This window comes from Sorangium sp. So ce128, assembly GCF_051525245.1.
Lineage (GTDB): Bacteria > Myxococcota_A > Polyangia > Polyangiales > Polyangiaceae > Sorangium > Sorangium cellulosum_B.
On sequence record NZ_CP150313.1, the window covers coordinates 9,637,458 to 9,662,309 of the forward strand.

The 24,852-nt window shown below is 69.8% G+C and carries 19 protein-coding genes; 9 read left to right on the top strand and 10 right to left on the bottom strand.

Annotation, left to right across the window (positions count from 1 at the left end; translation table 11 throughout):
* Positions 1 to 368 precede the first annotated feature (368 nt).
* The gene (locus tag WME82_RS36595; RefSeq protein WP_438039105.1) at positions 369 to 476 is read right to left on the bottom strand and encodes a helix-turn-helix domain-containing protein; all 108 of its coding nucleotides are present in this window, start codon (positions 474 to 476) and stop codon (positions 369 to 371) included.
* Between the two features lie 167 nt (positions 477 to 643).
* Between WME82_RS36595 and WME82_RS36600 the strand changes: the two genes are divergently transcribed.
* Positions 644 to 1,954, top strand: coding sequence for an MBL fold metallo-hydrolase (locus WME82_RS36600; RefSeq protein WP_438039106.1), 1,311 nt, complete (start codon positions 644 to 646; stop codon positions 1,952 to 1,954).
* Positions 1,955 to 1,999: 45 nt separating this feature from the next.
* Here the strand turns inward: WME82_RS36600 and WME82_RS36605 are convergent, their stop codons facing one another.
* On the bottom strand, positions 2,000 to 2,233 hold the full coding sequence (locus WME82_RS36605; protein WP_437741122.1) for a hypothetical protein: 234 nt from the start codon (positions 2,231 to 2,233) through the stop codon (positions 2,000 to 2,002).
* A gap of 389 nt (positions 2,234 to 2,622) precedes the next feature.
* Here WME82_RS36605 and WME82_RS36610 point away from each other — a divergent pair, with 389 nt between their 5' ends.
* The 3 genes from WME82_RS36610 to WME82_RS36620 are packed head-to-tail and all read left to right on the top strand — an operon-like array spanning position 2,623 to position 5,504.
* Positions 2,623 to 2,985 (top strand): hypothetical protein, encoded by a 363-nt coding sequence (locus WME82_RS36610; RefSeq protein WP_438039107.1) that lies wholly within the window; start codon positions 2,623 to 2,625, stop codon positions 2,983 to 2,985.
* Positions 2,982 to 4,772: a hypothetical protein gene (locus tag WME82_RS36615; protein ID WP_438039108.1), complete on the top strand. Its 1,791-nt coding sequence runs from the start codon at positions 2,982 to 2,984 to the stop codon at positions 4,770 to 4,772. The genes WME82_RS36610 and WME82_RS36615 overlap by 4 nt, the downstream gene beginning before the upstream one ends.
* Positions 4,773 to 4,781: 9 nt before the next feature.
* Positions 4,782 to 5,504: a hypothetical protein gene (locus WME82_RS36620; RefSeq protein ID WP_438039109.1), complete on the top strand. Its 723-nt coding sequence runs from the start codon at positions 4,782 to 4,784 to the stop codon at positions 5,502 to 5,504.
* Positions 5,505 to 5,584: 80 nt separating this feature from the next.
* On the opposite strand, the gene WME82_RS36625 is transcribed toward WME82_RS36620, so the two are convergent.
* Positions 5,585 to 6,064, bottom strand: coding sequence for a carboxymuconolactone decarboxylase family protein (locus WME82_RS36625; RefSeq protein ID WP_438044968.1), 480 nt, complete (start codon positions 6,062 to 6,064; stop codon positions 5,585 to 5,587).
* Between the two features lie 136 nt (positions 6,065 to 6,200).
* On the opposite strand from WME82_RS36625, the gene WME82_RS36630 reads away from it, so the two are divergent.
* A complete protein-coding gene (locus WME82_RS36630; protein ID WP_438039110.1) occupies positions 6,201 to 7,094 on the top strand; it encodes a sigma-70 family RNA polymerase sigma factor in 894 nt (297 codons plus the stop codon).
* A 273-nt stretch (positions 7,095 to 7,367) separates the two neighbouring features.
* The gene (locus WME82_RS36635; RefSeq protein WP_438039111.1) at positions 7,368 to 10,439 is read left to right on the top strand and encodes an MYXO-CTERM sorting domain-containing protein; all 3,072 of its coding nucleotides are present in this window, start codon (positions 7,368 to 7,370) and stop codon (positions 10,437 to 10,439) included.
* Positions 10,440 to 10,515: 76 nt separating this feature from the next.
* On the opposite strand, the gene WME82_RS36640 is transcribed toward WME82_RS36635, so the two are convergent.
* The 6 genes from WME82_RS36640 to WME82_RS36665 form a co-directional block, all read right to left on the bottom strand.
* Positions 10,516 to 10,986, bottom strand: coding sequence for a cupin domain-containing protein (locus WME82_RS36640; protein ID WP_438039112.1), 471 nt, complete (start codon positions 10,984 to 10,986; stop codon positions 10,516 to 10,518).
* Between the two features lie 161 nt (positions 10,987 to 11,147).
* Positions 11,148 to 11,834 (bottom strand): DJ-1/PfpI family protein, encoded by a 687-nt coding sequence (locus WME82_RS36645; RefSeq protein WP_438039113.1) that lies wholly within the window; start codon positions 11,832 to 11,834, stop codon positions 11,148 to 11,150.
* A gap of 110 nt (positions 11,835 to 11,944) precedes the next feature.
* A complete protein-coding gene (locus WME82_RS36650) occupies positions 11,945 to 13,417 on the bottom strand; it encodes a hypothetical protein (RefSeq protein ID WP_438039114.1) in 1,473 nt (490 codons plus the stop codon).
* An 86-nt stretch (positions 13,418 to 13,503) separates the two neighbouring features.
* Positions 13,504 to 14,439: a hypothetical protein gene (locus WME82_RS36655; RefSeq protein ID WP_438039115.1), complete on the bottom strand. Its 936-nt coding sequence runs from the start codon at positions 14,437 to 14,439 to the stop codon at positions 13,504 to 13,506.
* 90 nt (positions 14,440 to 14,529) lie between these two features.
* Entirely contained in the window at positions 14,530 to 14,967 is a 438-nt protein-coding gene (locus WME82_RS36660) for a CBS domain-containing protein (protein ID WP_437741136.1), read from the bottom strand.
* A 250-nt stretch (positions 14,968 to 15,217) separates the two neighbouring features.
* Positions 15,218 to 16,513 (bottom strand): pectate lyase family protein, encoded by a 1,296-nt coding sequence (locus WME82_RS36665; RefSeq protein ID WP_438039116.1) that lies wholly within the window; start codon positions 16,511 to 16,513, stop codon positions 15,218 to 15,220.
* A gap of 383 nt (positions 16,514 to 16,896) precedes the next feature.
* Between WME82_RS36665 and WME82_RS36670 the strand changes: the two genes are divergently transcribed.
* The 3 genes from WME82_RS36670 (at position 16,897) to WME82_RS36680 (ending at position 20,354) form a co-directional block, all read left to right on the top strand.
* Positions 16,897 to 17,835 carry a hypothetical protein gene (locus tag WME82_RS36670; protein WP_438039117.1) on the top strand — a complete coding sequence of 313 codons (939 nt, stop codon included), beginning with the start codon at positions 16,897 to 16,899 and terminating at the stop codon, positions 17,833 to 17,835.
* Between the two features lie 208 nt (positions 17,836 to 18,043).
* Entirely contained in the window at positions 18,044 to 18,244 is a 201-nt protein-coding gene (locus WME82_RS36675) for a hypothetical protein (RefSeq protein WP_438039118.1), read from the top strand.
* A gap of 355 nt (positions 18,245 to 18,599) precedes the next feature.
* A complete protein-coding gene (locus WME82_RS36680) occupies positions 18,600 to 20,354 on the top strand; it encodes a hypothetical protein (RefSeq protein WP_438039119.1) in 1,755 nt (584 codons plus the stop codon).
* Between the two features lie 380 nt (positions 20,355 to 20,734).
* Here WME82_RS36680 and WME82_RS36685 read toward each other — a convergent pair whose 3' ends face one another.
* On the bottom strand, positions 20,735 to 24,610 hold the full coding sequence (locus WME82_RS36685; RefSeq protein ID WP_438039120.1) for a protein kinase domain-containing protein: 3,876 nt from the start codon (positions 24,608 to 24,610) through the stop codon (positions 20,735 to 20,737).
* Positions 24,611 to 24,852: the final 242 nt, after the last annotated feature.

The following is a 24,852-nucleotide window of genomic DNA, read 5'->3' on the forward strand; positions in this document are numbered from 1 at the left end:
CGACAAGCGATCCTCCCTCCGGGGATTTTTTCGGGCGACCTCTTCTGCACGACAAGGCAGTGGTCATCCCGCGTCTCACGGCGACCGAGCGGGTTCCTGTTCGAGCTGAGCCACCGCACCCGTCAGCTTGTCAGGCACCACGAGCGCCGAACCAAACCGGACCAAGCCAGACGGCCGAGGGCATCGGTGTTGACCAAGCGCGTTCGGTCGCGCTCAGGCCACACGGCTACTCTCGCCGCACTCCTCTTTTCGTCGTTCGCCTTGCGCGTGCGCTTCGCTCGTCGCTGGCGGGAAGCTCGACGGTCGCCGCCTCGCGCTTGTGGAACTCGGCGACGAGCATGTCGACGAACAGGCGGACTCGCGACGCTTCAAGGCGGGCCACACGCTGGCTGACCGTCGAGCGCGGCAGCCGCAGCGCTGAAGCTCCCGAGCTGCACCACCTCCACGAACGTCGCCATCGCGTCGAAGTCGAACATTGTGCAGCCTGCTCGAACGGGCTATTCGCCCGTCGCTGCCTGGTCAAGCGCAGCGGGAGAACCTACCCTCGTTCTCGACATTGCCACGGCTGGCAGCGAAGAAATGGACAACGCCGAGCTCGGCCGAGAGATGCTCTACTGGCTATTGCCATCCACGAGGGACCGCGATGCAAGACGAAATGCATGTTGAGGAGTGGGGAGAGCTCTTCGTTACGCGCAAGTGCTGCGGCGCCGCCACGTGCCGGAACTACGCGCCGGAGCTCCTGGGCGAGGTGGTGCCGGCCGGCGACCTCCGGGGAGGCCGCCGCCTCTCGGTGCTGCCGGGCTCCTACGAGGAGGGAGCCTTCACCGGTGTGCTGCGGCAGCCGCGGAGCAAGGAAGATCTGATGGCGGCGCGGACGGCGGTCGCGGCGTGCCCGTTCGGCGCCATCAAGCTCAAGCCGGGCGCGGCGCGGGTTCGCCGGGGCGATCTTGGGTCACCTTGGCGCGGTTTTCCGCGGCCCATCGAGGATCATGTCTGGGTCATCGGACACCCATCCATCAAGAACATCAGCGCCCTGTCCTATTTCATCGAGCGGGATGGAGGCGGGGTGCTGATCGATCCCCCGAAGCCGAGCGAGGAGGTCTTCCGCTGGCTCGCGGAGCACGGCGGCGTGCGATGGCTCTTTCTGACGCACCGGGACCACACGAACCACCATGCCGAGTTCGCCAGCCGCTTCCCGGGTTGCCGCCGCATCCTCGGCGCCGCGGACGTGAACCTCCGTGAGAACAAGTACATGCCCTCGACCGGCGACGTGGAGATCAAGCTCGGGAACGAGCTCGGCCCGCTCTCGCTCGAGGGGGAGCCGCTCTCGAGAGAGGCGGCCAAAGAGGCCGAGATGATGCTATTGCCGCAGCCCGGGCACACGCCGGGCTCGTTATGCCTCCTGTACCGAGGCCGCTTCCTGTTCACCGGCGATCACCTGAGCTACTCGCGCTTCCTGGGTCAACTCGTGGCGCATCGATTGCAATGCTGGGAAGATTGGGAGCGCCAGATCCGCTCGGTGCGGTATCTGCTCGCGGCGGCCGAGGCCGGCTGGCTGAGGTTCGCGTGGGTGTTGCCGGGTCACGGGGAATGGGCCCGCCTGCCGGGCGAGGGGAGCGCGGCCGAGACGGCCGCCGAGCTCCGCCGCGTCGTCACGTCGATGGAGCAGAAGCCGAAGGGGCATACGCCGCTGGGCCGCTGGATCCTGTACGTTCAGAGCCGGATGGCGCCAGAGAAGACGCTCGGGCGCGCGCTGCGCGCGATCGGCGGCGGGAGCGACGCCTGGGTATTGCCGCGCGGCGCGCGGAGCTCGCTCACCGATTTCGATCCCGACGAGACGGGGGTCGCCCTTCGCCGGCTCCATGTCCTCGGCGCCGCCGCGCTTCTGGCCGCTGCCGGGACCGCATGGCTCACCGGGCGCCGGGGCATGAGCGTCCCTTCTGGTCGCTCTTAGGACGCAAATCCCACATCGTCTTCCCTGTCTTCCCCGTCTTCCCCCTCAGCGGTTGTCCGCGCGCGCCTCCCACTTCACCGAGCCGGCGATCTGCCTCGTGGTGACGTTGACCCGATTGAAGAGGTTGGTCAGCGCGATATGCAGTGTCAGCGCCGCGAGCGCCGGCTCGTCGTAATGCCCCGTCGGCGAGCACGCGGACCAGGCGCCCCCTGCGCACGTCCTCTGCGCAGAGAATGCTGGGCACGGGCGCGATCCCGGCGCCAGCGCGAACGGCCTCATGCAGCGCCACGTCAAAGCCGTCTTCGATCACGTTCACGCGACGGTCCAAGGCGACGATCTCGATCTCCACGGCGGGATGGCGCTGCGTGAATGCCGCGAGGAGTCTCACCGGCGCGCGCAAATGCGGTCGACGCCAGCGCCGGCACGCTCCCCCCGCGCTCTTCCGGCAATTGCCGCACCTTCTGGATCAGCTCATACCCGCCCTCGTGCGCGCAAGCTCAGGTGCGTCCTGATCCGCGCGAGCACCTCTTCAATCTCGAATCACCTGGTGATCGAATCGACGCCCCCGCCTCGAACCCCACGAGCGGAATCTTGCCGCGCGCCTGCGGGGCGGTGCGGCCTCAGCACGACCATAGGCAAACGACGCCGCTTGCGCTAGGATCGAGCCCGTGGCGCTGGTCATTCGCGACGAGCAGCTCGCGGCGCTGGCCGCCCGGGCGGAGTCCGACTTCGTCGCGCGCGTGAGCCGATGTCTCCGGGACAACTGGCCCTGGGAATGCGAGGCGATGGGCGAGGAGAGCGTGCGCGCGGCGATCCTGAAGGGCATCGACAAGGCAGCGCGATACGGCGTCACGACCGAGCGCGAGGTCCTCCGCGTGATCAACGTCATGTATCTGCTCGGCCACGACTTCGACGCCGACCCCGCGTTCGTCTGGGTACGCGACATCATCGACCGGCAGGGGACGCCCGCGGCGCAGCGGCTGGACCTGATTTGCGCCTTGCTCTCGAACGAGCGTGCGTCGCAGCCATGACGCAGGGCGTCCCCGGGAAGCGCAAACGTGATCCGGTCGAGTCCTTCGAGTCGACGGATCGCGCCTCCGCGGCGTTTCCCTCCAAGGAGGTGCGCCTCGTCAGCCAGCCGTGCGTTCGAGCCGCGCCGGTCGTCGTGACCGTCACGGTGCAGCCGACGCCGGTCGTGCTCACGCGCGATCAGGGCGCGGCGCCGGTGCAGGTGTTGCAGGCCGTCGGGGCTCCAGCGGGAGGCACGTATACGTGGACGTTGCCGAACGCGGCGGGCGTCGTGCAGTTCCAGGGCGGCGCCGCGCCGATCAACAGCCCCAACGCAACGATCGTGGGGCTCACCGGCGGCGTGGAGGCCGTGCGCGTGACGTACGCGTTCGCCGGTCAGACTCCGCACGCCGACGCGCAGGTGGCCGTCGTCGCCGTGCAGCTCCTGCCGCTGACGCCGACCATGGCGCACGCCGTTCCGGCTCCGACGATGGCGCTGCAGGCGGCGGGCGCTCCCGGCGGCGGCACCTACGCCTGGGACTTGCCGGACGCGACGAATGTCGTCCAGTTCCCGGGCGGCGTCGCGCCGGGCAACAACGCCGCCGCCACCATCGAGGGCGCCGCGCCGGGGACCGAGCGCGTGCGGGTCCGGTATACCGTCGGCGCGCACACGGCGATGGCCATCGTCCGCGCATCCGTCGTCGCGGTGCAGATCGCGCCCGCGCCCGCGCCCATCGTGCGCCCCCAGGGCTACCCGCGGCATCGCGTGGTGCTCACCGCCGCCTTCGCGCCGCCCGGAGGAACGTTCTTGTGGACGCTCGGGGGGGCGAACGTGCTCGCCATCGATCCCAATCAGCCGGGCAATCATGGCGTCGGGTTCGACCGCATCCGCCTCATCGCGGACGACGACGGCACCGAGCAAGTGACCGTGCGCTATACGGTCAACGGCGTCCACGCGACGGCCGTGACCAACGTCGAGGTCCGGCGCGAGGCATGCTCCCGCGTGGACCTGGCACCCGCCGGCGGCGCGTACGTGACCCCCGTCGCGGCCGCTGCGTGTCTCCACGGACCGGCCGTCGGCGCCCGCCAGCGGCCCCATGCGCCCGGCGGGGTCGCCACGGTCGCGCCGACGGCGAATCACCATCATGGAGGGTTGTGCGCCGGCTGCCAGGTGAACGGTCGAAACGTGGAGCACTGGCTGGACCCCGATCTGGCGCAGAATGACGCCGTGCTGGACGTGATCGCGCTGCGCAACCAGATACACGCCCTCCGCGCGGTCGCCGCTCCGCTCCGCGCAGCGAGCCCGCTCAACTTCGCCTGGCTGGCCAATGTCCCGGTGGATTCGCTGAACCCTGCCGGAGGGTTGGGCACGGCCGGAAAGATGATCGGCGTCCTGCGCGCCACCCGCATGAACGGCACGCAGGTGCGCCTGCGCGCTGTCTCGGGCAACTTCGCGGGCCTGGGCGCCCCTCCGAACGGCTACTGGTCTCGGCACTCGAACAATCGATACCGCATCTTCAGCGCCTCGCGCGGGTTCCGCGACTACGCTCCAGCCGCCGTCGGCCCCACCTTCGGACGCTGCGCAGCCAGCGCGCTGCTCGCGCACGCGCTCGACTTCGGCCTGCGCGTGACCTCGATGGCGGAGATATGGGTGGGGCCCACGGCGCACGGGCGGCAAGACGGCCAGCTCCAGGCGTCCTGTCCTAGCTGTCGCCGTTACCTGGGCCACCTCCTGTGCACGCAGGGAGGGCAGCAGCGCGGCGCGCCGTTCAACACCAACTCGGTGCTTCCGCCCAACCAAGGAATCTGAGCCGCAGCCATGGATGACATCGACCGCGTCGTGACCTTTTGCGCCGCGCTGGACGCGTCGTTCCCCGGCGCCGTCCGCGGCGCCGACGCCGCGACGCTCCGCAGGATCGAATCGCGCATGGGGCGTGCGCTGCTGCCGGTTCATCGCCGGTTCCTCGAGCTGCTCGGCGCAGACGCAGCGTGGCTCACCCTTGGCCCGTTCGACGCGAGCGCCGCGAGCCTCGACGAAGCGCTGGCCGCGACCCGCGACGCGCCACCCGAAGGATTCACGCTCTTCGCCCTCGGCCGGGACGATCCGTTCGAGGATCTCTACCTGGTGGAGTCCGAAGGGGCGGAGGCGCGCCTCGAGCTCATCAACACGCGCACCGGATACTCGTTCGCGAACATCGCGCCGGACGAGGGCGAGGTGCTGGCCGGCTCGCTGTCCCAGCTCCTCTGCGTCTCGGCGCTCGCAGATCGTTCGCGCCACGTCTTGCCCATCCACAGCGTGCTCGCCGAACGCACGCAGCGCCCGGACACGCTGGCGCGCTTCCGTGACGAGGCGCGGCGCCGCGCGTTCGGCGATCTCTGGTTCTCCAATGCAATCGCCTGTGCGGTCACCTGGGAGGACACGGTCATCGTCGCGATGCAGCCCGACGATCGTGCCTTCGCCCTGTCCCTGTTCGGCGGCGCCGCCGTGCAGCCCCTGGCGACGAGTTTTGCGCAGCTCCTCGATCTCGACGCGGTGAGCTGACGACGCGCTCGATCATCGTGAGATCGTCAAGCGAGCACGCCTCCCGGCGGCCGCTCTCCAGGACCGGGCGTCACGCTCCCTCAGCGGTTGTCCGCGCGCGCCTCGAACTTCACCGAGCCGGCGATCTGCCTCGTGGTGACGTTGACCCGATTGAAGAGGTTGGTCAGTCCGATGTGCAGGATCAGCGCCGCGAGCGCCGGCTCGTCGTAATGCCTCGCGGCCTCCTCCCAGACGTCGTCGGGCACCGGATCCGCGCGATCGCTGAGCCTCGTCGCGGCCTCGGCGAGCGCCAGCGCGGCGCGCTCCGCGTCGGTGAAATAGGGCGCCTCGCGCCAGGCCGCCACGGCGAACAGGCGCTCGTCGGTCTCGCCCGTCCTCTTCATCTCGCGCGCGCCCATGTCGACGCAGAAGCCGCACCCGTTGATCTGGCTCGCCCGCAGGTGGACGAGCTCGAGCGTCCGCGCCGGCACGCCGCTCTTCTTCACAGCGCCGATCAGGGCGTAGATCGGCTGCATGACGTCGGGGATGACCATCGCGGGGTTCTTCATCCGTGCTTTCAGCATGTTCGTGCTCCTCCCGAGGCGTTCGGGTGTGCTCGCCGACCGTGACCGGGCGCTGAACGTCCGTTCGCGTCGTCACATCGGCTAGGGTTCGTCCGTCACAGCCATGACGAAGCACGACGAGGGAGTGTGACCGATGGATGAAAATATTTGGCTGGCGGAGCGGTTCGAGGCCCACCGGGCCCATCTGCAGGCCGTGGCGTACCGGATGCTCGGCTCCCTGAGCGAGGCGGAGGACGCCGTGCAGGAGTCCTGGCTCCACCTGAGCCGCGCCGACACGAGCGGCGTCGAGAACCTGGGCGGGTGGCTGACGACGGTCGTGGCGCGGGTGTGCCTCGACATGCTGCGCTCCAGAAAGGCGCGGCGCGAGGACCCGATGGCCGCGCCCGACCCCGCCGCGGACCGCGAGGCCGGGACCGACCCCGAGCGCGAGGCGGTGCTGGCCGACTCGGTCGGCCTCGCGCTGCTCGTGGTGCTCGACACGCTGACCCCCGCCGAGCGGCTCGCCTTCGTGCTGCACGACCTGTTCGCGGTGCCCTTCGAGGAGATCGCCGCCATCGTGGGGCGCTCGCCGGCCGCGGCGAGGCAGCTCGCGAGCCGCGCCCGCCGCCGCGTGCAGGGCGCGCCCCCGTCCCCGGACGCCGACGTCGGCCGCCAGCGCGGGGTCGTCGACGCCTTCATCGCGGCCATGCGCGGCGGCGACTTCGACGCGCTCGTGGCGATCCTCGATCCGGACGTCGTGATCCACGCCGACGCCACGGCCGAGCCCCCGGCCGGGGGCGAGGTCCGCGGCGCGCGCGCCTGGGCCAAGCAGGCGATCCCGGCCGCGCGCGGCGCCAGGTTCGCCCGCCCCGCCCTCGTGGACGGCACGGTGGGCATCGTCGTGGCCCCGCAAGGGCGGCTCTTCCGGGTGCTGCGCTTCACGCTCGCGCAGGGGAAGATCGCCCGGATCGACGTCGTGGGCGACCGCGAGCAGCTCCGCGATCTCGACCTGTTGGTCCTCGATGACGGGCCGCAGCCGGAAATCTGAACAAGCCCTGTGGGAAGCGCGCTTCAGAGGCGTGCTCGCCCGCAGCCTGCTCCTGATCGGAGCGCTCGCGCGCCTCGGCTGCGGCGGCTCGACGCCGCAGCCCCACGCCGCGCCGAGCTCGCCACCCGCCCGATCAGCTCACCTGGGCCACGCGCGTCGCCGTGCGTGACGTGGTTTACACGGCTCCCTCACTCGGCATACCTTTTTTAAATGCATTCTCTTACCGTTCTGCGGCCTCGTGGATGGTGGTTCCGCGGCGTCTTCGCCGCTGCCATGGCCGTCGTGGCGGCGTCGTGCGCCACGGACGGCCTCCCCGGGAGCCCTCCCGAGGCATCGGAGCGGGCGGGGCTCGAAGCGAAGGAGGCGCCGGCAGCGGGGCTATCGTCGGCCACGACGCCCGAGGACCTGCGCGCGGCGTACATCGCCGCGGTGCAGGGAGCGGCGTCGGAAGCGTACGCCGCGATGGTCCTGCAGCCGGGACGCCTTCTGGTGGAGAACGAGGCGCAGCGGTTCGCGACGACGCTCGACCGCTCAGGGGCGTGGGTCGCGTCGGACGATGCGCCGTGGTCGCTGTCGATGCGCGCGGCGGGGCTCGGGTGCGAGGGGGCGGTGTCCGCGGTCTCCGAGGCCGAGCCCGAGGCGGAGGGCAACCGGGTCCTGTATCGTCACGAAGGGCTCCTGGCGTGGTATCTCAACGGCCCGCTGGGGCTCGAGCAGGGCTTCGTGATCGCCGAGACCCCCGCGTGCGCCGGGACGAAGGTCGTGACGATCGAGCTCGGCGGGGATCTCCTGGCGGAGCTCGACGACGCAGACGGTGACGGCCGCGGGGAGGCGATCCGGCTCCGGGACGCCGAGGGCCGGGCGGCGCTCTCGTATGCGGAACTGCTCGTGAAGGACGCGCAGGGGGACGCGCTGCCAGCGTGGCTCTCGGTGGAGGCGGGGCAGATATCGATTCACGTGGACGACGCGGGGGCGGCGTATCCGGTGGAGATCGACCCGCTGATCGCGACGCAGCAGGCGAAGCTGCTGGCGAGCGATGGCGCAGAGATGGACCGTTTCGGCGATTCGGTCGCGCTCTCGGGCGATACGGCGCTCGTGGGGGCGGAAGGAGACGACGACGCTGGGCAAATCGCCGGCGCGGCCTACGTGTTCGTGCGCAGCGCCGGCGTCTGGACCCAGCAGGCGAAGCTCCTGGCGAGCGACGGGGCGGAGAGCGACTATTTCGGCGGCTCGGTCGCGCTCTCGGGCGACACGGCGCTCGTGGGGGCGAGCGGAGACTCCGACGACGGCTTGAGCTCCGGTTCGGCCTACGTGTTCGTGCGCAGCGCCGGCGTCTGGACCCAGCAGGCGAAGCTCGTGGCGGCCGACGGGGCGGAGAGCGACTATTTCGGCGGCTCGGTCGCGCTCTCGGGCGACACGGCGCTCGTGGGGGCGCAAGGAGACGACGACAAGGGCTCGAGCTCCGGTGCGGCCTACGCGTTCGTGCGCAGCGCCGGCGTCTGGATCCAGCAGGCGAAGCTCGTGGCGACCAACGGCGCGGCGCTCGATAATCTCGGCAGCGCGGTCGCGCTCTCGGGCGACACGGCGCTCGTGGCGTCGCCCGGCGGCCATGGCTTTCAACCCGGCTCGGCCTACGTGTTCGTGCGCAGCGCCGGCGTCTGGACCCAGCAGGCGAGCCTCCATGCGCGCGACCCGGCGCGGGATGACTATTTCGGCAGCGCGGTCGCGCTCTCGGGCGACACGGCGCTCGTGGGGGCGCAAGGAGACGACGACGACGTCTTCGTGGACACCGGCTCGGCCTACGTGTTCGTGCGCAGACTCGGCGTCTGGACCCAGCAGGCGAAGCTCGTGGCGACCGACAGGGAGCCGCGGGACTATTTCGGCATCTCGGTCGCGCTGTCGGGCGACACGGCGCTCGTGGGGGCGTTCCTGTCCGACAGCGCCACTTGGGACGCCGGCGCGGCCTACGTGTTCCGGCGCAGCGCCGGCGTCTGGACCCAACAGGCGACGCTCGTGGCGACCGACGGGAGGAAGGACGACGATTTCGGTTTTTCGGTCGCGCTCTCGGACGGCACGGCGCTCGTGGGGGCGAAGGGAGACAACGACAAGGGCAACTCCTCCGGCTCCGCTTATGTATACGTGATGCAGAAGACAAGCGGCGAGCCGTGCGCCACCGGGGCCGAGTGCGCGAGCGGGTTCTGCGTCGATGGCGTGTGCTGCGACACGGCCTGCGGCGGGGGCGTGCCAAACGACTGCCAGGCGTGCAGCGCGGCCGCGGGCGCCGCGGTGAACGGGACATGCGGTGCGCTGGAGGCGAACACCGAATGCCGAGCGGCCGCGGGGGGCTGCGACGCGGCCGAGGTATGCGATGGGACGAGCGTTGAGTGCCCCGCGGACGCCAAGCTCGCGGCGGGGACGCAATGCCGCGCGTCGGCCGGCGCGTGTGACGTCGCGGAGGTCTGCGACGGCAGCACCGGCGCTTGCCCGGCAGACACCAAGCTCGCGGCGGGGACACAATGCCGCGCGTCGGCTGGCGTGTGTGACGTCGCGGAGGTCTGCGACGGCAACACCGGCGCTTGCCCGGCAGACACCAAGCTCGCGGCGGGGACGCAATGCCGCGCGTCGGCCGGCGCGTGTGACGTCGCCGAGGCCTGCGACGGCAGCGCGGGCGCTTGCCCGCCGGACGCCTTGGCCGCCGCGGGCACGCAATGCCGCGCCGCCACGGGGCCCTGTGACATCGCGGAGAGCTGCAATGGCACCGACTTGGCGTGCCCGGCGGACGCCGTCGCCGACGTGACGACGGATTGCCGACCTGCGGCGGGCCCCTGTGATATCCCGGAGAAGTGCGACGGCGCCAACAAGACCTGCACGCCCGATGTGCTGGCGCCGGCGGGGTGGGTCTGCCGTGCCGCCGTCGGCGAATGCGATGTCGCCGAGACGTGCAAGGGCATTTCAGTGAATTGCCCCGCGGACGACAGCGCCCCCGATGGCGCGATGTGCACCGGCGGTGTGTGCGTCGGCGGAGCGTGCATGAGCGGCAGCGGCGGCTCCGGCGGCGCTTCTACCACCAGCAGCGGCTCCGGCGGCTCTGACGGATCGAGCGGCGATTCCACCATCAGCAGCAGCTCGAGCAGCGGCTCCGGCGGCTCCGGCTCTGGCGGCGATTCCACCAGTAACAGCAGCTCGAGCGGCAGCTCCGCCGGCAGGGAATCAGGGGACGACGGCGGTTGCGCGTGCCGCGCGGCGGGAGCTACATCGAGCGATCCGCGCCGGGGCACCGGCGGGGCCGCGCTCGCCTTGCTCGGCATCATGGCCCTCCGGCGCCGTCGCCCGGCGCGCGGTTGACCTGCTCTGCGCTGCGTCCCCGCGCCGCGTGGACCTGATTCCATCTCTCGCGGCGGTCATTCACCACCTCATCCACTCAGTACGGAGTTCCGTCCTTGTGCGTGTAGACGTACTTGCCGCCCACCTTGCGGACGGCGAGATCCTCGTCGGGATACTCCGCGCTGTCTTCGGGATCGCGGTTGCTGATCTCGAGGTAACGCGCTGGCGCGGCGCTGCGGTTGACGAAGTGATGCCCGTTGCGCGCGCCGGCCGGAAAGCCCGCGCACTGACCCGCCGTGAGCACCTGCTCGCCGTCGTCCGTGCGCAGCACCACCTCGCCCTCCAGCACGAAGACGAGCTCGTCCTCGTGAGAGTGGTGGTGCCGCAGCGCCGACTCCTTGCCCGGGAAGAGCGTGGTGAGGTTGACGCCGATCTTCGTCAGGCCGAGCGCGTCGCCGAGCGCGCGCTTCTCGCGCGGCGTGACGCGCGCGCGAAGCGACTCGGGGTACGTCGAGCTGGTGCGGGGCTCGAGATCGCTGGGGTTCAGGGCAGGGCGTTCGAGGGGCATGATCATCTCCGAGCAAAGCGGCTGCGCTCAGCGGCCGCGCGGTGTGGGCATGAGCGTGGAGGCGAGCGTCGCCGGGCTCAAGGGGATCGCGGGGGCTCACGACCAGCCCCGCACCCCGATCCTCTCCCGGAGGGACAGAGAGGAGGCTCCCGGGAGCGCGGTCACACCGGTCGGGCGAGCGCGGCCAGGAGGGCGGTGCGGCGCTCGGGATATTGGAGCAGGGCGCGATCGCGGACGCGGGCGAGCACCTCGGCGGGCGCGGTCTCGGGGGAGCCGGAGTCGAAGGGAGGCTGCGGATCGTACTCGATGCCGAGCTGGATGGAACGAGCGACGTCCGCGCCGGCGATCTCCGCCACCAGGGTGAGCGCGAAGTCGATGCCGGCGGTGACGCCGCCGCCCGTGATCACGTTGCCGTCGCGCACGACGCGCGCCGCTTCGGTCTGGATGCCGAGCTCGGCGAGCAGCGGCCGGAACGCCCAGTGGCAGGTGGCGCGTTTGCCGTCGAGCAGGCCCGCGGCGGCGAGCAGCAGCGAGCCCGTGCACACCGAGGTGACGTAGCGCGCGGCGCGACCGAGGCGCTGGACATGCGCGACGAGCTCCCGATCTCCGAGGGCCGCCGTGAGGCCGTAGCCCCCCGGCACGCAGATCGCGTCCGCTTCGGTGATGTCGGACAGGCGGGCGAGCCCGCTGAAGGTGAGGCCGCTGTCGGCGGACAGCGAGCCCCCCTCGCGAGAGGCCACCACGAGGCGCGCGCCGGGCAGGCGCTGCAACACCTCGAACGGGCCCGTGAAGTCGAGCTGCGTGAGCCGTGGGTACAGGATGAAGACGATCGTGAACGGCCTTTCCATGACGCGCCTCTCTGCCGGAGTTGACCGGACCATCCCACGATGGCACCTTGGCAGAAAGGACAAAGATACCTCCTTTTCTGCCAAGCCACACGTCCATGCGATCAGCGTCGTCAGGAGCCACGGAGACGTTCCTTGGCACGCTCCCTCACGGACAACGCTTCGTCACGCGCGAGCCCCGACAGCAGAGCGGCGGTGGCTCGCGGGTGGTCCGCGACGGCGTAACGGACGTTCACGTTTTCGTCCGCGGCGCGCCGCTTCATCGTGTCGAGCGGACAGTCGGGGCGCCATACGACGTGACGGCGCACGACGAAGTCTGGGTCGTGTTCGAGCTCGAGCAGCAGGGACAGTGGACATGCCTCGTGGCGGGCAACGTGCAAGCGCACATACGAATCGGCGTCACGCGCGAGTTGCCGCAGAACGCGCTCGGGCGTGCTCGGATTGTTCGCGACGGCGCCACGAACGAAGATGTCGGCGGAGTCGGCCAGCTGGATGAGTAGCGGCTCCGGGGTGAGCGGGTGCTCCGCGATCTGGCGATGGTTGTCGCGCAGGGCGCTCGCGGTGACGAGGATGTCCGGCGTCACGCTTGGATTCCTGAACACGGCGCTACGCAACAATTCGCTCGGGGCGCGAATCCATTGGCGTAGCCACGGTTCGGGACAATCGGGTCGCTTCGCGAGCTCGCGCTTCACCCAGTCGTCGTCGTTCGCAAGCGCTTCGAACTGCTCGGCGCTCAACACGCGGCGCTGCGCCACACGTAGACGAACCTCCGCGAGCGGGTCGCGTAGCAAGCGGTGCAAGCGCGCCGCATCGAGCGCTTCGTGGGTTGCGAGCAGCAGACGCACGGCGCGTGACGGATTGTCTGTGATCTGGTCGAAAAAGGCGGTGGGAAAGTCCGGGCGCCGCAAGAGCGCGAGCAAAACCACTTCCTGCCGATCAGCGAGCAGCGCGGTCATGTTGGCGTCGCTCCACGGCAGCGACGCGGCGGCGGCGGCGCGATAAGAAGGCGATCGGTGTCGCGCGAAGGCGCGCAGTGTGTCGAGGGAGAGACCCATGCGCGTCTCGGCGACGAGCCGCACGGCTGCGTCGGCGTCGTGACGGAAGCGTTCGAGCCAGCCGCGCGGACACTCGCGATGCGAAGCGACGGCGCGGCGTGCCTGGCCTCCCAGCTCGGCGAACTCGGCGAGCACGGAAGCGGGCACCGCCTCGTTGCGTAAGATCCGCGCGAGGTCGTCGCTGAAGTGACGCGGAATCGCTGCGGCGTGTTTTGCGACCGCGCGCACGTCGCCGTCGCTGTCGGTCCAGAGCAGGCGGCGGAGCGGCTCGTCACAGCCCGGATGGGCGGCGACAGCGCACCGGACGGGGCGCGTGGGGTCACGCGCGAGCTGCGCGAGGACCTCGCGAGGAGCGCCCATGCGGCGGGCGAGGGCGCGACGAACGCCGATGGCCTGGTCGGAGGCGAGTGAGAGCAGCGTCGCGAGCGGCGTGCGCGGGTGCAGCGCCGCCTTGACGCGAAGACCTTCGTCGGGGGAGCGCGCGAGCGTTTGCAGATCATCGGCGCTGAGGTCTGCTGTCCGTCGCTTCATTCGCAGTGATGTTTAGCAGACCCCCCCGTGCCAGCCCAGGTCCGTCCCGCAGTCCCTATCCGTTGACGCCACGCGCCGCGGCCAACTCAGAATCTGGCCCCCACCGCGACACGGACCGTCGCGAGCTTTCCCTGCTCCAGACCGAACCCGAGCGGCTCGTCCAGCGCCACGAGCAGCCCGGCCCGGAAGTACAGGCCCGACGCGGGTGGCTCCACCCCGACGAAGGGCTCGGCCGCGAGCTGCAGCTTGTCGGTCTGTGTGAGCGGGAACGCGGCCTGGAGCCGCGCGCCGACCCCGAACCCGCCCACGCTGCGCAGCTCCGCCTCGTTGCTCTGCTCGATGAAGAACTCCGTGTCGCCGCCGCCCGTGGGGATGGCGAACATCGCCACGAGATCGCTCCGTACATAGAGCGCCTCGATCGGGCGCAGCTCGATGCCGCCGCGGGCCCGCAGCGGGACGTGCTCCAGGAGCGCCCGCTGCGTGTCGAAGTACCCGCGCACGGCCAGCGCCGCCGCCGCGGCCGCCTTCGTGTCGTCGGACGGATCCTGCGTGATGGGGATGGAGGCCGAGAGCCCGCCGACGAGCATCAGCATGGGGGACATGTTCCCGGCGTAGTGAAGTCCTATCGAGGGATTGCCGAAGAAGAACCCCTCGAGCTCCGGCGCGACGGTCGCCGCGTCGTGCTCCCCCGCGCCGGGCTCGCTCGCCTGGCTGCTCCCGTACGCAAACGGCAGCTCGGCGTCGAGGTGGAGCCCCCCGATCAGCTTGATCTGGGCGACCGCCGCGAAGGACGCCACGAAGGAGTTCCCCTCCCACGCGCCGCTCGTCCCGTCGCTGCTCACGGTTTCCCAGTCGGGGAGGTTCGCCTCGATGGTGCTGGTGAGCACGTCCGCCTCCACGCCGAGACGGAAGCCGTAGGACTTCGCCCACTGCGCTTCCGTGACGGTTTCCTCGGCGAGGGCTGGCGGGGTGAACGAGAGCAGGAGCGAGAGGGCGGCGAGGGACGAAGCAAGCTGGCGCATGCGGACAGCGTATCTTTTTTTCCGTCCGGGGCCATCCAGCGGGACGATGGCACAGGCAGCCCGGAGGAGAGGCAGCCGCTTGCCGGGCGCTCAGCTGTAGACCCCCTGCACGTACTCGGTCAGCATCTTGATCTCGGCCTCTTGCTCGCGGCTCACCCAGTGCACGAGGTCGCCGATCGAGATCATCCCGACCACCCGCCCGTCCTGGACCACGGGCAGGTGACGGCAGCGTCGCTCGGTCATGACCGCCATGGCCTGCCGCGCCGACGTGCTCGGCTCGACGCAGACGACCCCGCAGGTCATCACCTCCGCGACGGGCGTGTCCGCCGGATCGCGTCGGGCCAGGATCACCCGCGTCATCACGTCCCGCTCGCTGATGATCCCTCTCGGGGACCCGTCGATGCTCACGAGCAGCGCGCCCACGCGCCGCACGCACATCGACTGCACAGCCTCGAAGACGGTTGCATCCGGCGAGATGGTGTAGACGTTCCGGCCCTTCCTGTTGAGGATTTCGCCAATGCTATCCATGGTCATCCCCTTCCTGAGGGGAACCATGACAAAAAAATCGCGCGTGCAGCGTGCTCATGCGCAATTATTTTGGCTGCTTTTCACCTGGACGCCCGGCTTCCCGCGCTTCACGGCCGGGCTCGCCTTGGCGTGGAGAGTGCGGCCGGGCTGAGGCGGCCGCGCATTGTTGCATGGATATTTCAGACCGAGGGCATCGCTCTTTTCGACGAATCGATGAGGCCCTCTCCGGGCTACCAGCCGGGGGGAGATCTCAGTAAGCGAGCGTGCAGGTGTTGCCGGCTCCGCACTCTTTGGAGGTGACCGCCGCGACGACCTGGGACGCCGGCATCGGCGTGTAGCGGTACGGAATCGCGAAGACGGTTCCCTTCGAGTCGTTCAAGTCGTCGCCGGTCCCCTGGTTGCCGATCCCCTTCCAACCTCTTGGACTGCCCATGTCCGTCCAGATCGACCTGTTCTCATCGTAGACGCAGTTCTCGGCGATGAGCGCCATGTCCTTGCCCACGCCGTGGATCTGGCCGCCAGCGGTGTTGTGATAGTTGTTGAGCATGTGGACATTGCCGTACCGCCCGCGGGGCTGACGTGAATCGACGCGCTCGCCCCAGTGGCTGTTCATGTACGTGATGCGCAGCTTGCCCTGGCTCGCCGGCTCGTCGTCGCTGCCGGCGATCAGGTTCGAGAAGCGGTGCTCCTTGTCGTACGTATAGTAGAAGCGCGACCAGGAGACGGTGACGTAGTCGGCTCCCTGGGTGATGTCGCAGTTGCCGTCCTGGCCGTCGGAGATATCCAGATGGTCCAGCCAGACGTGGTGGGCGCCGTTCCCCGTGTAGACGGCGTCTGCGCCGGCCTTGCACTCGTCGTAGCTGGCGCAACGCGCGCCCCGCACGGCGAGGTTGCGGAGGATGATGTTGTGCACGTCGTCGCCGCTCATCCGGATGTTGCCCGTGATCGTCACCCCGGGCCCGATGCCGATGATCGTCTTGTTGGCGCCCGGCGCGAGCGTCCCGCTGTAGTTCCCGGGCTTCACGAGGACGATCGCCGGGGTCGAGCCCTTCGCCGCGTCCTGGAGCTCGCTCATCGAGTCCACCGTGATGGCCGAGCTCAGATCCGTGCCGCCGCCGGTCGTGCCGCCCGCGACGCTCGCGAAGCCCGGAACGGGATCCGTGATGTGGAGGTCCCCAACCGGGGTCGAGCCGCCGGTGCCCTCACCACCTGTGTCCGCTCCACCTGTGTCCGCTCCACCTGTGTCCGCTCCACCCGTGTCCCCTCCACCAGCGCCCGCTCCACCAGCGCCCGCTCCACCCGTGCCGGCCGCGCCCGCGGTGACGCCGCCCGTTGCGCCGGTGGTGGCTCCGGCGCCGCCTGTTCCGCCCGTGGTGGTACCGGAAACGCCCGTGGTCGTCACGCCACCGCCGCCGGTCGTCTGCCCCGCGCCCGAGGTTCCTCCAGAGCCCGCGCCGCCGCCGGGCGTGACGTCGGGGTCCGTCGAGCTGCAAGCGATCAGCAAGCCGAGAATCGAGAAGGAGGCGAGTCGATACGCGTGGGTCATGGTTCCTCTGCGGGTGATGGAAGCCAAGCGTCTTTCCCTCAGGTTGCGCTGCGCCCCCGCCAGCCGTCACAAATCGCCAGGACGCTCCCGGACCGCGATCTGCGTCGAATCCTGAGGCGGAGCTCGACCTTCGCAGCCAAGGGGCCGCGGGGCTCACCGTCGCCTTGCCGCTGCGCGCGGAAGGCGCCGGCGTGTCGGCACTCCTGGCTGGTTGTGCGCGTGGGCCTGCTGGAGGTGACAGGGGGAGGCTCGAAGCGCGGCCCCATCCGTGCACCTGTCATCATGAAGTGGCACCGCCATTTTTCATGAACTCATTCGTCACGCAAGATCTGTTAGCCTGGCGCGCGACGTCGAACGCTTGAACGCCACCCAAAGGAATGAGAATGAGAAATCCGCTACTGAGAATCGCCGCAACGCTCCTCTTCGCCGCGGGCTGCACGACCGTCGAGAATGCCAGCCTCAGCGAGCATGTATCCGCGTCGGCGGATGCGCTCACGGAGGAGGAGTGCAGCGAATATTTGGATCCAGCGTTCGGCAACTGCAACGAGCCCGTCGATCCGATCAGCTGCCAGAGCATCGACTGGGACAAGGACCGCGAGCCCACTGGAGGCTACGCGTGCTTCGGGTTCAAAAGAGCCCTTGATACTTGCCGGAGCTGCAACAGATTGAACCTGCCCATGAACGAATACAGCCTGTGCAAAAACAAGCAATACATGGATTGCTTGATGAGCGGCTACCTCAACGATCACGGCCCTCTGTGCTTCGTGACACCCCTGGCAGCGATCGACGTGCACGCACCTCGTGCCACGCCGCGCGAGGCCTGCTATTACCTCCAGCAAACGGGGACATGGCCGCCGCCGTGTCCGACGGAATCCGCGTGCCCGGGCCCATGTGAATGCACGGGAGGCACGGACTACCTCGGCAACCCCGTATCGGCCACGTGCGGCGAGAGCATCTGCGGCGCCGACCACCAGTTCTATGACTGCTCACAGGGGCAGTGGGCCGCCACCGGCGCCGCGTGCGGAGGATCGTGCCAGTGTACGGGCGGCACGAACTACCTCGGCAACCCCGTGACGGCCTCGTGCGGCCAGAGCGTCTGCGGCGCCGACCACCAGTTCTATGACTGTGTACAGGGGCAGTGGGTCGCCGCCGGCGTCGGGTGCGCAGGATCGTGTCAGTGTACGGGCGGCACCGACTACCTCGGCAACCCCGTATCAGCCTCGTGCGGGCAGAGCGTCTGCGGCGCCGACTACCAGTTCTATGACTGCGTACAGGGGCAGTGGGTCGCCACCGGCGACGCGTGCGGCGGGAGTGGCGGCTAGCACCACGGAGAAAGCGAGAGTACACAGGGAGATGGGGAGACGGGGAGGAGAGATACGAGGCTGTCCGATTCTCCCGATGTCGCACCGAAGACGCTCACCAACGTGAACGTGGTCGTGGTCGTGGTCGTGGTCGTCGACGACACGATCGTAGACGTGAACGTTCCGCCGGTACCATGGTCGACGATTGTCGCGGCATCGAGCCCCTCGCGTGCAGAGGGAGCTGGCTGCTCAGCTGCGTCGAGCGGCGCTTTCCGTTCGGCTCGACATCGCGGAAGGCAGCGGAACACCGGAGCGAGACGTTCACGTTCACGATTTAGCCGTTGACGACCACGACCACGACCACGACCACGACCACGACCACGACCACGACGGCGTTGGTGACTGCTGGGGGCGCGGCTTGGGGGCCTGAACGCGCTTGGTTAACACCAATGCCGCGCCTCTCCTCCGTCCTGCGCCGCGACGTCCACGTCGATCTTGTCTGCCTTGTCGGGTCGCGGCCCAATGCGCGCGCGTGTCACGGGCTCGCGGACGCGAGGACGCCGAAGCGTGGCGGCGGGACGCTGGTCGCGAGCCGACACACGAGCGACAACGGATCCACGCCGACCGCGACCGTCCCGTCGGCATATGCGCCCCGGGGGCGGCGGAACCTCGACGCGCGGGGCGCCGAAGTCACGCCAATGAGCATCTTTGGTAAGAAGGGATGACACTGACGAGTAGACCCTGTGGGCGTTTGAAGGCTGATTGCTGGACTGGTATGCTTGGCGATGATGGCTACCACAGCATTCACCGAGACTTTCGAACCGTTTCAGTTTCGCATGGTCTCCGGCACCAGCCCCCTCTATCCCGACGTAAACGCTCGCCGGAACAACGGCCAAGGCGGCACCTTCTGGTACAACGACTGGCTCGCGTCCGTCGACACGGACGAGGCCCCCTACGTCCGCGTGGAGATCCTCGACCAAAATATCAAGGACTATGCCGGTTTCTGCAAGATCGCCAAAGGGCGCGGATTCAACGCTATCAACATGGCGGACGTCATCCACCTTCTCACCTTCGACGACCTCGAAAAAGGGAACAAATACGCGATTTTTTCCGCCGAATCGCCGCTGCGCCAACGGCATAAAAAGTGGGCCCGGTACTTCAGAAAGTTCATCAAAATCACGCACGATGCCGGGCTGAAATTCTTCATGTACAGCGACGAATTCGTCTACACGCCCGAAGTCGAGGCATGGATCACCCAGAACGGCCTGCCGCTCGGCTACGACAACCCGCGCCTGTGGGAGGTCTACCGGGAGAAGTACCGCGAGCTCTTCCGCAATTTCCCTGAGATCGACGGGATTATACTCAGGCTCGGCGAGATTTTCGTTTACGGCGCATACCGCGGCAAGGCGATCGTCACCCTCGACGGGAGCGACCCCGAGAAGTATCACCGCCTGGTACAAGAAACATACGACGTGGTCTGCCAAGAGTGCAACAAGCTATACATCCAGCGCTCGTGGAACTTGTACTCCGATGGCGTCCACAGCCGCCCGGACCTCTACCACAAGATATTCGGCTCGATCCCAAGCAAGAATTTCATGGTCTCGATCAAACACACCATGACCGATTTCTGGTATTATCAGCCAATGAACCCGACCCTGGGACTCTCGGGCCCACCGCAGATCATGGAGATCCAGGGCCGGCACGAGTTCGACGGCCAGGGCGTCACGCCCTGTACGAAGGTGTACGACATTCAGAGTCGTCTGCAGCGAGCAAGCAAAATGGGCATCGCCGGGATCTACATGTGGCCGGGCGAGGGCGGGTACGACAACAGCATGAACAATGCCGCCTATGAGACGATCCCCTACTACGGCAAGTACGGATTCTGGAACGAGGCCAACACCTATTTCATCTCGGAGATCGCCCAAAGCCCGGGCGCTGATCCTCGCACGGTTCTTAAGAACTGGGCGACTACCAAATTCGGTAGACGTGCGGCGGACGCTGTTGCCGACGTGCTCATGATGTCGGATGAAGCAGCCAAGCACGTCTGGTACATGAACAGCTACGCCGAGCGGACCATCTGGTTCCCTATCTCGATGCGGTGGTTCCGCATCCAGGACCGTGGGTGGGACACCTACAAGCCGAAGCTCGAGAACTGGGAATTCTTCAAGCGGCTCGAAGATGACACCGTGGGTACGACACTGACCAGGCGCATGATCGACCGGTTCGAGTCGGCCGAGGGCAGATTCGCTGACAAGAAGCTCTACCAGGACGCCCTCGGCACCCTCAAGCATTTCGACATCATCGGGAACCTGCTCTCTTCCTGGCGTAGAGCCAAGCTCTTCGCCTACCAGATCGCAGCCGGGGGCAGCGGCCTGACCAAGGAGCAGCTGCAGACGATGCTCGACGAAGAGCTGGCCAGCCTGGACAAGGGTATACCGGCGTACAAGAATCAATACAACTTCTGGGACCTCCGCGAGATCGAGGCCAGCGTCATTTACATGCGAGCAGGCAAGACCGACCCCGACCCTACACCGAAGTAGAAATGGCGCCGAGGGCGATCGCGCAGATCTCCCATCCGCTGAGATCCCTGACTGCAACCGCACTCTCGGGGCAGCCCAACTGAAATGCCGCAGCAGTTCGAGCGGACGTGAGCAAGCTCGGCGGCTTCGTGAAGCTCGTCGAGGGGACCTGGAAGAGCCAATAAGGGACGCACCCCTCCTCCACCAGGAAGGCCCCGTACCTCTCTGATCAGACGCGCAGGTTCACCAGGACCACGTGCTGTAAACGCGCGGGCACACGTAGTGTCACTCCGGATGCTCTCCTGTCAACGTCCGGGCACACGTAGTGTCACTCCGCCGGGCACGGGCGACACCGCGCCTCACCGCTCCGCGCCCCAGCGCCACCGCGCCCCCGCCTCCCGTCACCGCTCCACGCGGTCGAGCCAGGCGCGCGCGTCCTTCTCCAGCAGCGGATCCCCGAGCCGCACCGACAGCTCCAAAAGATCCTCGAACTCCCGCCGCGCCAGCGCGTCATTGCGCGCATTCTTCAGCAGCATCGCCGCCGCCCAGCGGCCCTGCAGCACATCGTGCCAGTAGCCCTGCTCCTCCGCCCGCACGATGAGCGCCTGCAGCCGCTCCCGCGCGTCCCCCGCCCCAGCCACCCCGTCCAGGTACGCCAGGTACATCCGGTTCGAGGCGGCCACCCGGTCGTACCCCGCCTCGTCCGCCCGCTCCAGCGACTCCGCGAAGAGCGAGCGCGCCCGCTCGTGCTCACCCAGCCGCACGCACGCGTACGCCAGGTTGTGAAGGTTCACAACTCCGTCAAACCGCAGCCCTAGCGCCCGGTCCAGCGCGATCGCGCGCTCGCACGCCGCCGCCGCGGCCCGGAAATCCCCCGCGTAGAGCTCGATCGTCACGACCAGCTTCGCCCGCACCGCCTCCGCGACCCGATCGCCCGGGGCGGCCGCCTCCCAGCGCGACAGCGCCTCCAGCGCCCCGGGCCGATCCCCCGAGGTCGCCCGCGCCAGCGCGACCGACTGGAGCGCCCGCGGATCGTCCGTCGGCCCGAGCGCGGCGAGGTCGAGCGCGGCCCGCCGCGCGCGCGCGAACTGCCCCTGAAGGCACGAGACCTCCACGTCGACCGTCAGCGCCTCCTGCAGGAGCTCGCGGCGCCCTACCGCCATCTCGACAACGTCGTCGAGCAGGTCGTGCGACAGCCGGAACAGGTTGGTCGCCCCGAGCGCGCGGGCGAGCTCGATGCGCAGCTTCACCCGGAGCTCCAGCGAGCCGACCGCATCGACGCGCGCAAGGATGCGGTCCGACGCCGCCGGCAGCGACGGCGCGCGGCGCGCGTGGCCGACCGCCTTCGAGAGGATCTCCACCCACCGGGCGAGCTCGTCGGGATCGCGCCGCGCGACGTCCGAGAGCTCGAACGCCCGCGTCATCGCCTCGATCGCCGCGTCGAACTCGCCGCGGCGCACGCGGACCCCCGCCGCGCGCGCCAGGTGCCCCGCCGCGCCGTCCGCGTTCCCGAGCGAGAGCGCCCCGTCCACGGCGCGGCCGAGGTGGCAGTCGACAAGCGCGAGCACCGCCGGATCGTCCCCGCCCACGCGCTCCAGCCACTCGGCCGCGAGCCAGTGGCCGAGCGCCCGATCCGCGTCCGTCAGCATCTCGTACGCCGCGTCCCGCACGAGCGCGTGGCGGAACGCGAACTCCGGCTCCCCGCGGAACATCGACTCCGGCCGCGGCTCGAGGAGCTCCCGCTTCTCGAGCGTCAAGAGCCACGACTCGAGCTGCGGCACCTGCCCGCCCCCGCCGAGCATCGCCTCCAGACCGCCCCGCCAGAACACCTCACCCATCACCGCCCCGGCCCGGAGCACCCGGCGCGCCTCGGGCTCGAGCGCCGCGATCCGCGACTGCATCATCGCGAGCACCGTCTCCGGCACCTCCCCCGCCCGCCTGTCCGCCGTCGCGCGCACGAGCTCCTCGAGGAAGAACGCGTTCCCCGCCGACCGGTCGACGAGCGCCGCGAGCTCGGCCTCCGGCGGCGCGTCGCCGAGGACCTCCCGCACGATCCGCTCGCACGCGCGGCGCGACAGCTCCCCGAGCCGCATCTCCGTCGCCTCGCGATCCTCCCACAGGCCCGGGAACGCCTCGCGCACCCCGGGGCGCGCCAGCGCCAGCACCATGAGCGGCTGGTGCCGCAGGAACCGGAGCGCCGCGTCGAGCGTGTCCACCGTCGCGCGATCGCAGAAGTGCAGGTCGTCCAGCACGATCAGCACCGACTGCGCGTCGCACTCGGCCCGCAGGAAATCGAGCCACGCGCGCCGCGCCTGCTCCTCCATCACCGCGCGGTCCTGCCGCGCCGCGCGCAGCGCCGGGCTCTCCGGGAACGGCGTCCCGACCAGCTCGCCCAGCAGCTCCGTCACCCGCTCCCGCGCGGCCTCGCCGACGTGCCGCGCGACGCGCGCCGCCAGCTTCTCCCGCCGCGCCTCGACGGGCTCGTCGTCGAGCAGGCCCGCCGCGCGCCGCACCGTCTGCGCGAGCAGCCCGAGCGGCGCCCCGCCGCACATCGGATCGCCGTGCGCGCGCCACACCGTGACCGGCTCGCTGCGCGCCTCGACCCGCCGGAGCAGCTCGTGCGCGAGGCGCGACTTGCCGACGCCCGCCCCCGCCGTGACCAGCACCACGCGCGCCACCCCCTCGGCCGCGCACTCGTCGAGCACGTCCTCCAGCGCCCGGAGCTCCCGCTCGCGCCCCACGCAGGTCGTGAGCTTCCCGAGCACCTTGCGCCCGCCGTCCTGCGGCTCGCGCGCGCCGAGCAGCGTGGGGCCCTGGCTGCCCGCCGCGATCTCGAAGCGATCGCCGAGCAGCGCGGCCGTCATCTGATCGATGAGCACCGGCCGGCCCGAGGACGGATCCTCGGCGGCGTGGCGGACCCGCGCGTCGAGCAGCGCGCCCGCGCGGTCGATGACCTGCCCCACCGCCTGCGTCCCGGCGATGACGTCCCAGCCCGTCGCCAGCGCCACCCACGCCCCGGGCAGGAGCGCGTGGATCGAGAGCGCGCAGCGGGCGGCCTTGCCGGCGAGGTCGGTCGGCGAGCCCGCGCCGGCGACGACCGCGGCGACCGAGCCGTCGGCGAGCACCTCCAGGACCGCGCCGTGCGCCTGCGCGGCCTGCCGGACCTCGTGGAACGGCGTGGTCGGCGGCGGGGCGGGCCGGGGCCTGACCTGCGGCGCCGGCGCGAGCAGGCCCTCGGGCAGCGCGTCCTTGCTGCCGGAGACGACGGTCGCGTGGTGCCCCGACAGCATCGTGTCGCTCGCCCGCTCGGGGCCCGCGATCGCCTGCGGGCGGGCCGACGGGGGGCCGCGCCTGCCGGCGCTCATCTCGGCGGCGAGGACGACGCTGACGAGCCGGCGCTCGCTCTTCGTCAGCGCGGGCGTCGGCAGGCCGTTGCCCGTGGACATGTTGCCCTCCACGACGCTCAGCATCCGGAGCTCGGCGGCGACCTCGCCCGCGTCCGCGGGGCGCTCCGCGGGGTTCTTCGCGAGCAGCCGGGCCACGAGCAGATCGAGCGACGGCGGGATGTTCGGGCAGAAGGTGCTCGGGCGCGGCGCGGCCTCGAAGAGCACCTTGGCGAGGACGGACAGCGGGTGCTGGGCGACGAACGGCGCCCGCCCGGTGAGGCACTCGAACAGCAGGCACCCGATCGAGTAGAGGTCGGCGCGCGCGTCGACGTCGACGTCGCCGCGGACGCGCTCCGGCGCCATGTAGGCCGGCGTGCCGATCGCCGATCCGGTGAGCGTGAGCTCGTACGTCGCGTCGGCCTGGCGCGCGATGCCGAAGTCGATGAGCTTCGCGCTCCCGATGTCGCCGCCGGGCAGGAACACGTTGGTCGGCTTGAGGTCGCGGTGCACGATGCCGCGCGCGTGGACGGCGGCGAGCGCCTCGGCGACGCGGCCGACGAGCATCAGGCTGTGCTCGATCCCGAGCGGCCCGCGCGACAGCCGCGCGCCGAGGTCCTCGCCCTCGAGCCACTCCATGGCGAGGTAGTAGAGGCCGTCCGCCGTGACGCCGTGGTCGATGTAGCGGGCGACGACGGGGTGCTCGAGCTCGGCGAGCAGGCGCGCCTCCCGCTGGAAGCGCACGACGTGCTCCCTGCCCTGGTTGAAGATCACCTTGAGCGCGACCACGTGGCCGCTCTGCCGGTCGAGCGCCCGCCACACCGCGCCCATCCCGCCGGAGCCCGCGAGGCGTTCCAGCTGGAAGCGGTTGGCGAGGACGTGACCTGAATGCATGGCGCAAGTATCGGTGTGCAGACCTCCGCGGTCCAGGCGGCCGGGGCGCGCGTGGACCGCGAACCGTGGGCCCACCGCCCACGCGGAGCGCGAGGATACTCATCCTGCGGCGCGGCGACGAGCCTCGAAGACCCGCGGGCGCAGCCGCCGGACCGGCGGGAGCGGCGGGAGCGCGACCGCGGCCCGCCCTCGCCGGCCGACGGGGCCGCTCACGTCCACGCCAGCGCGCCTGTCGGGCGCGC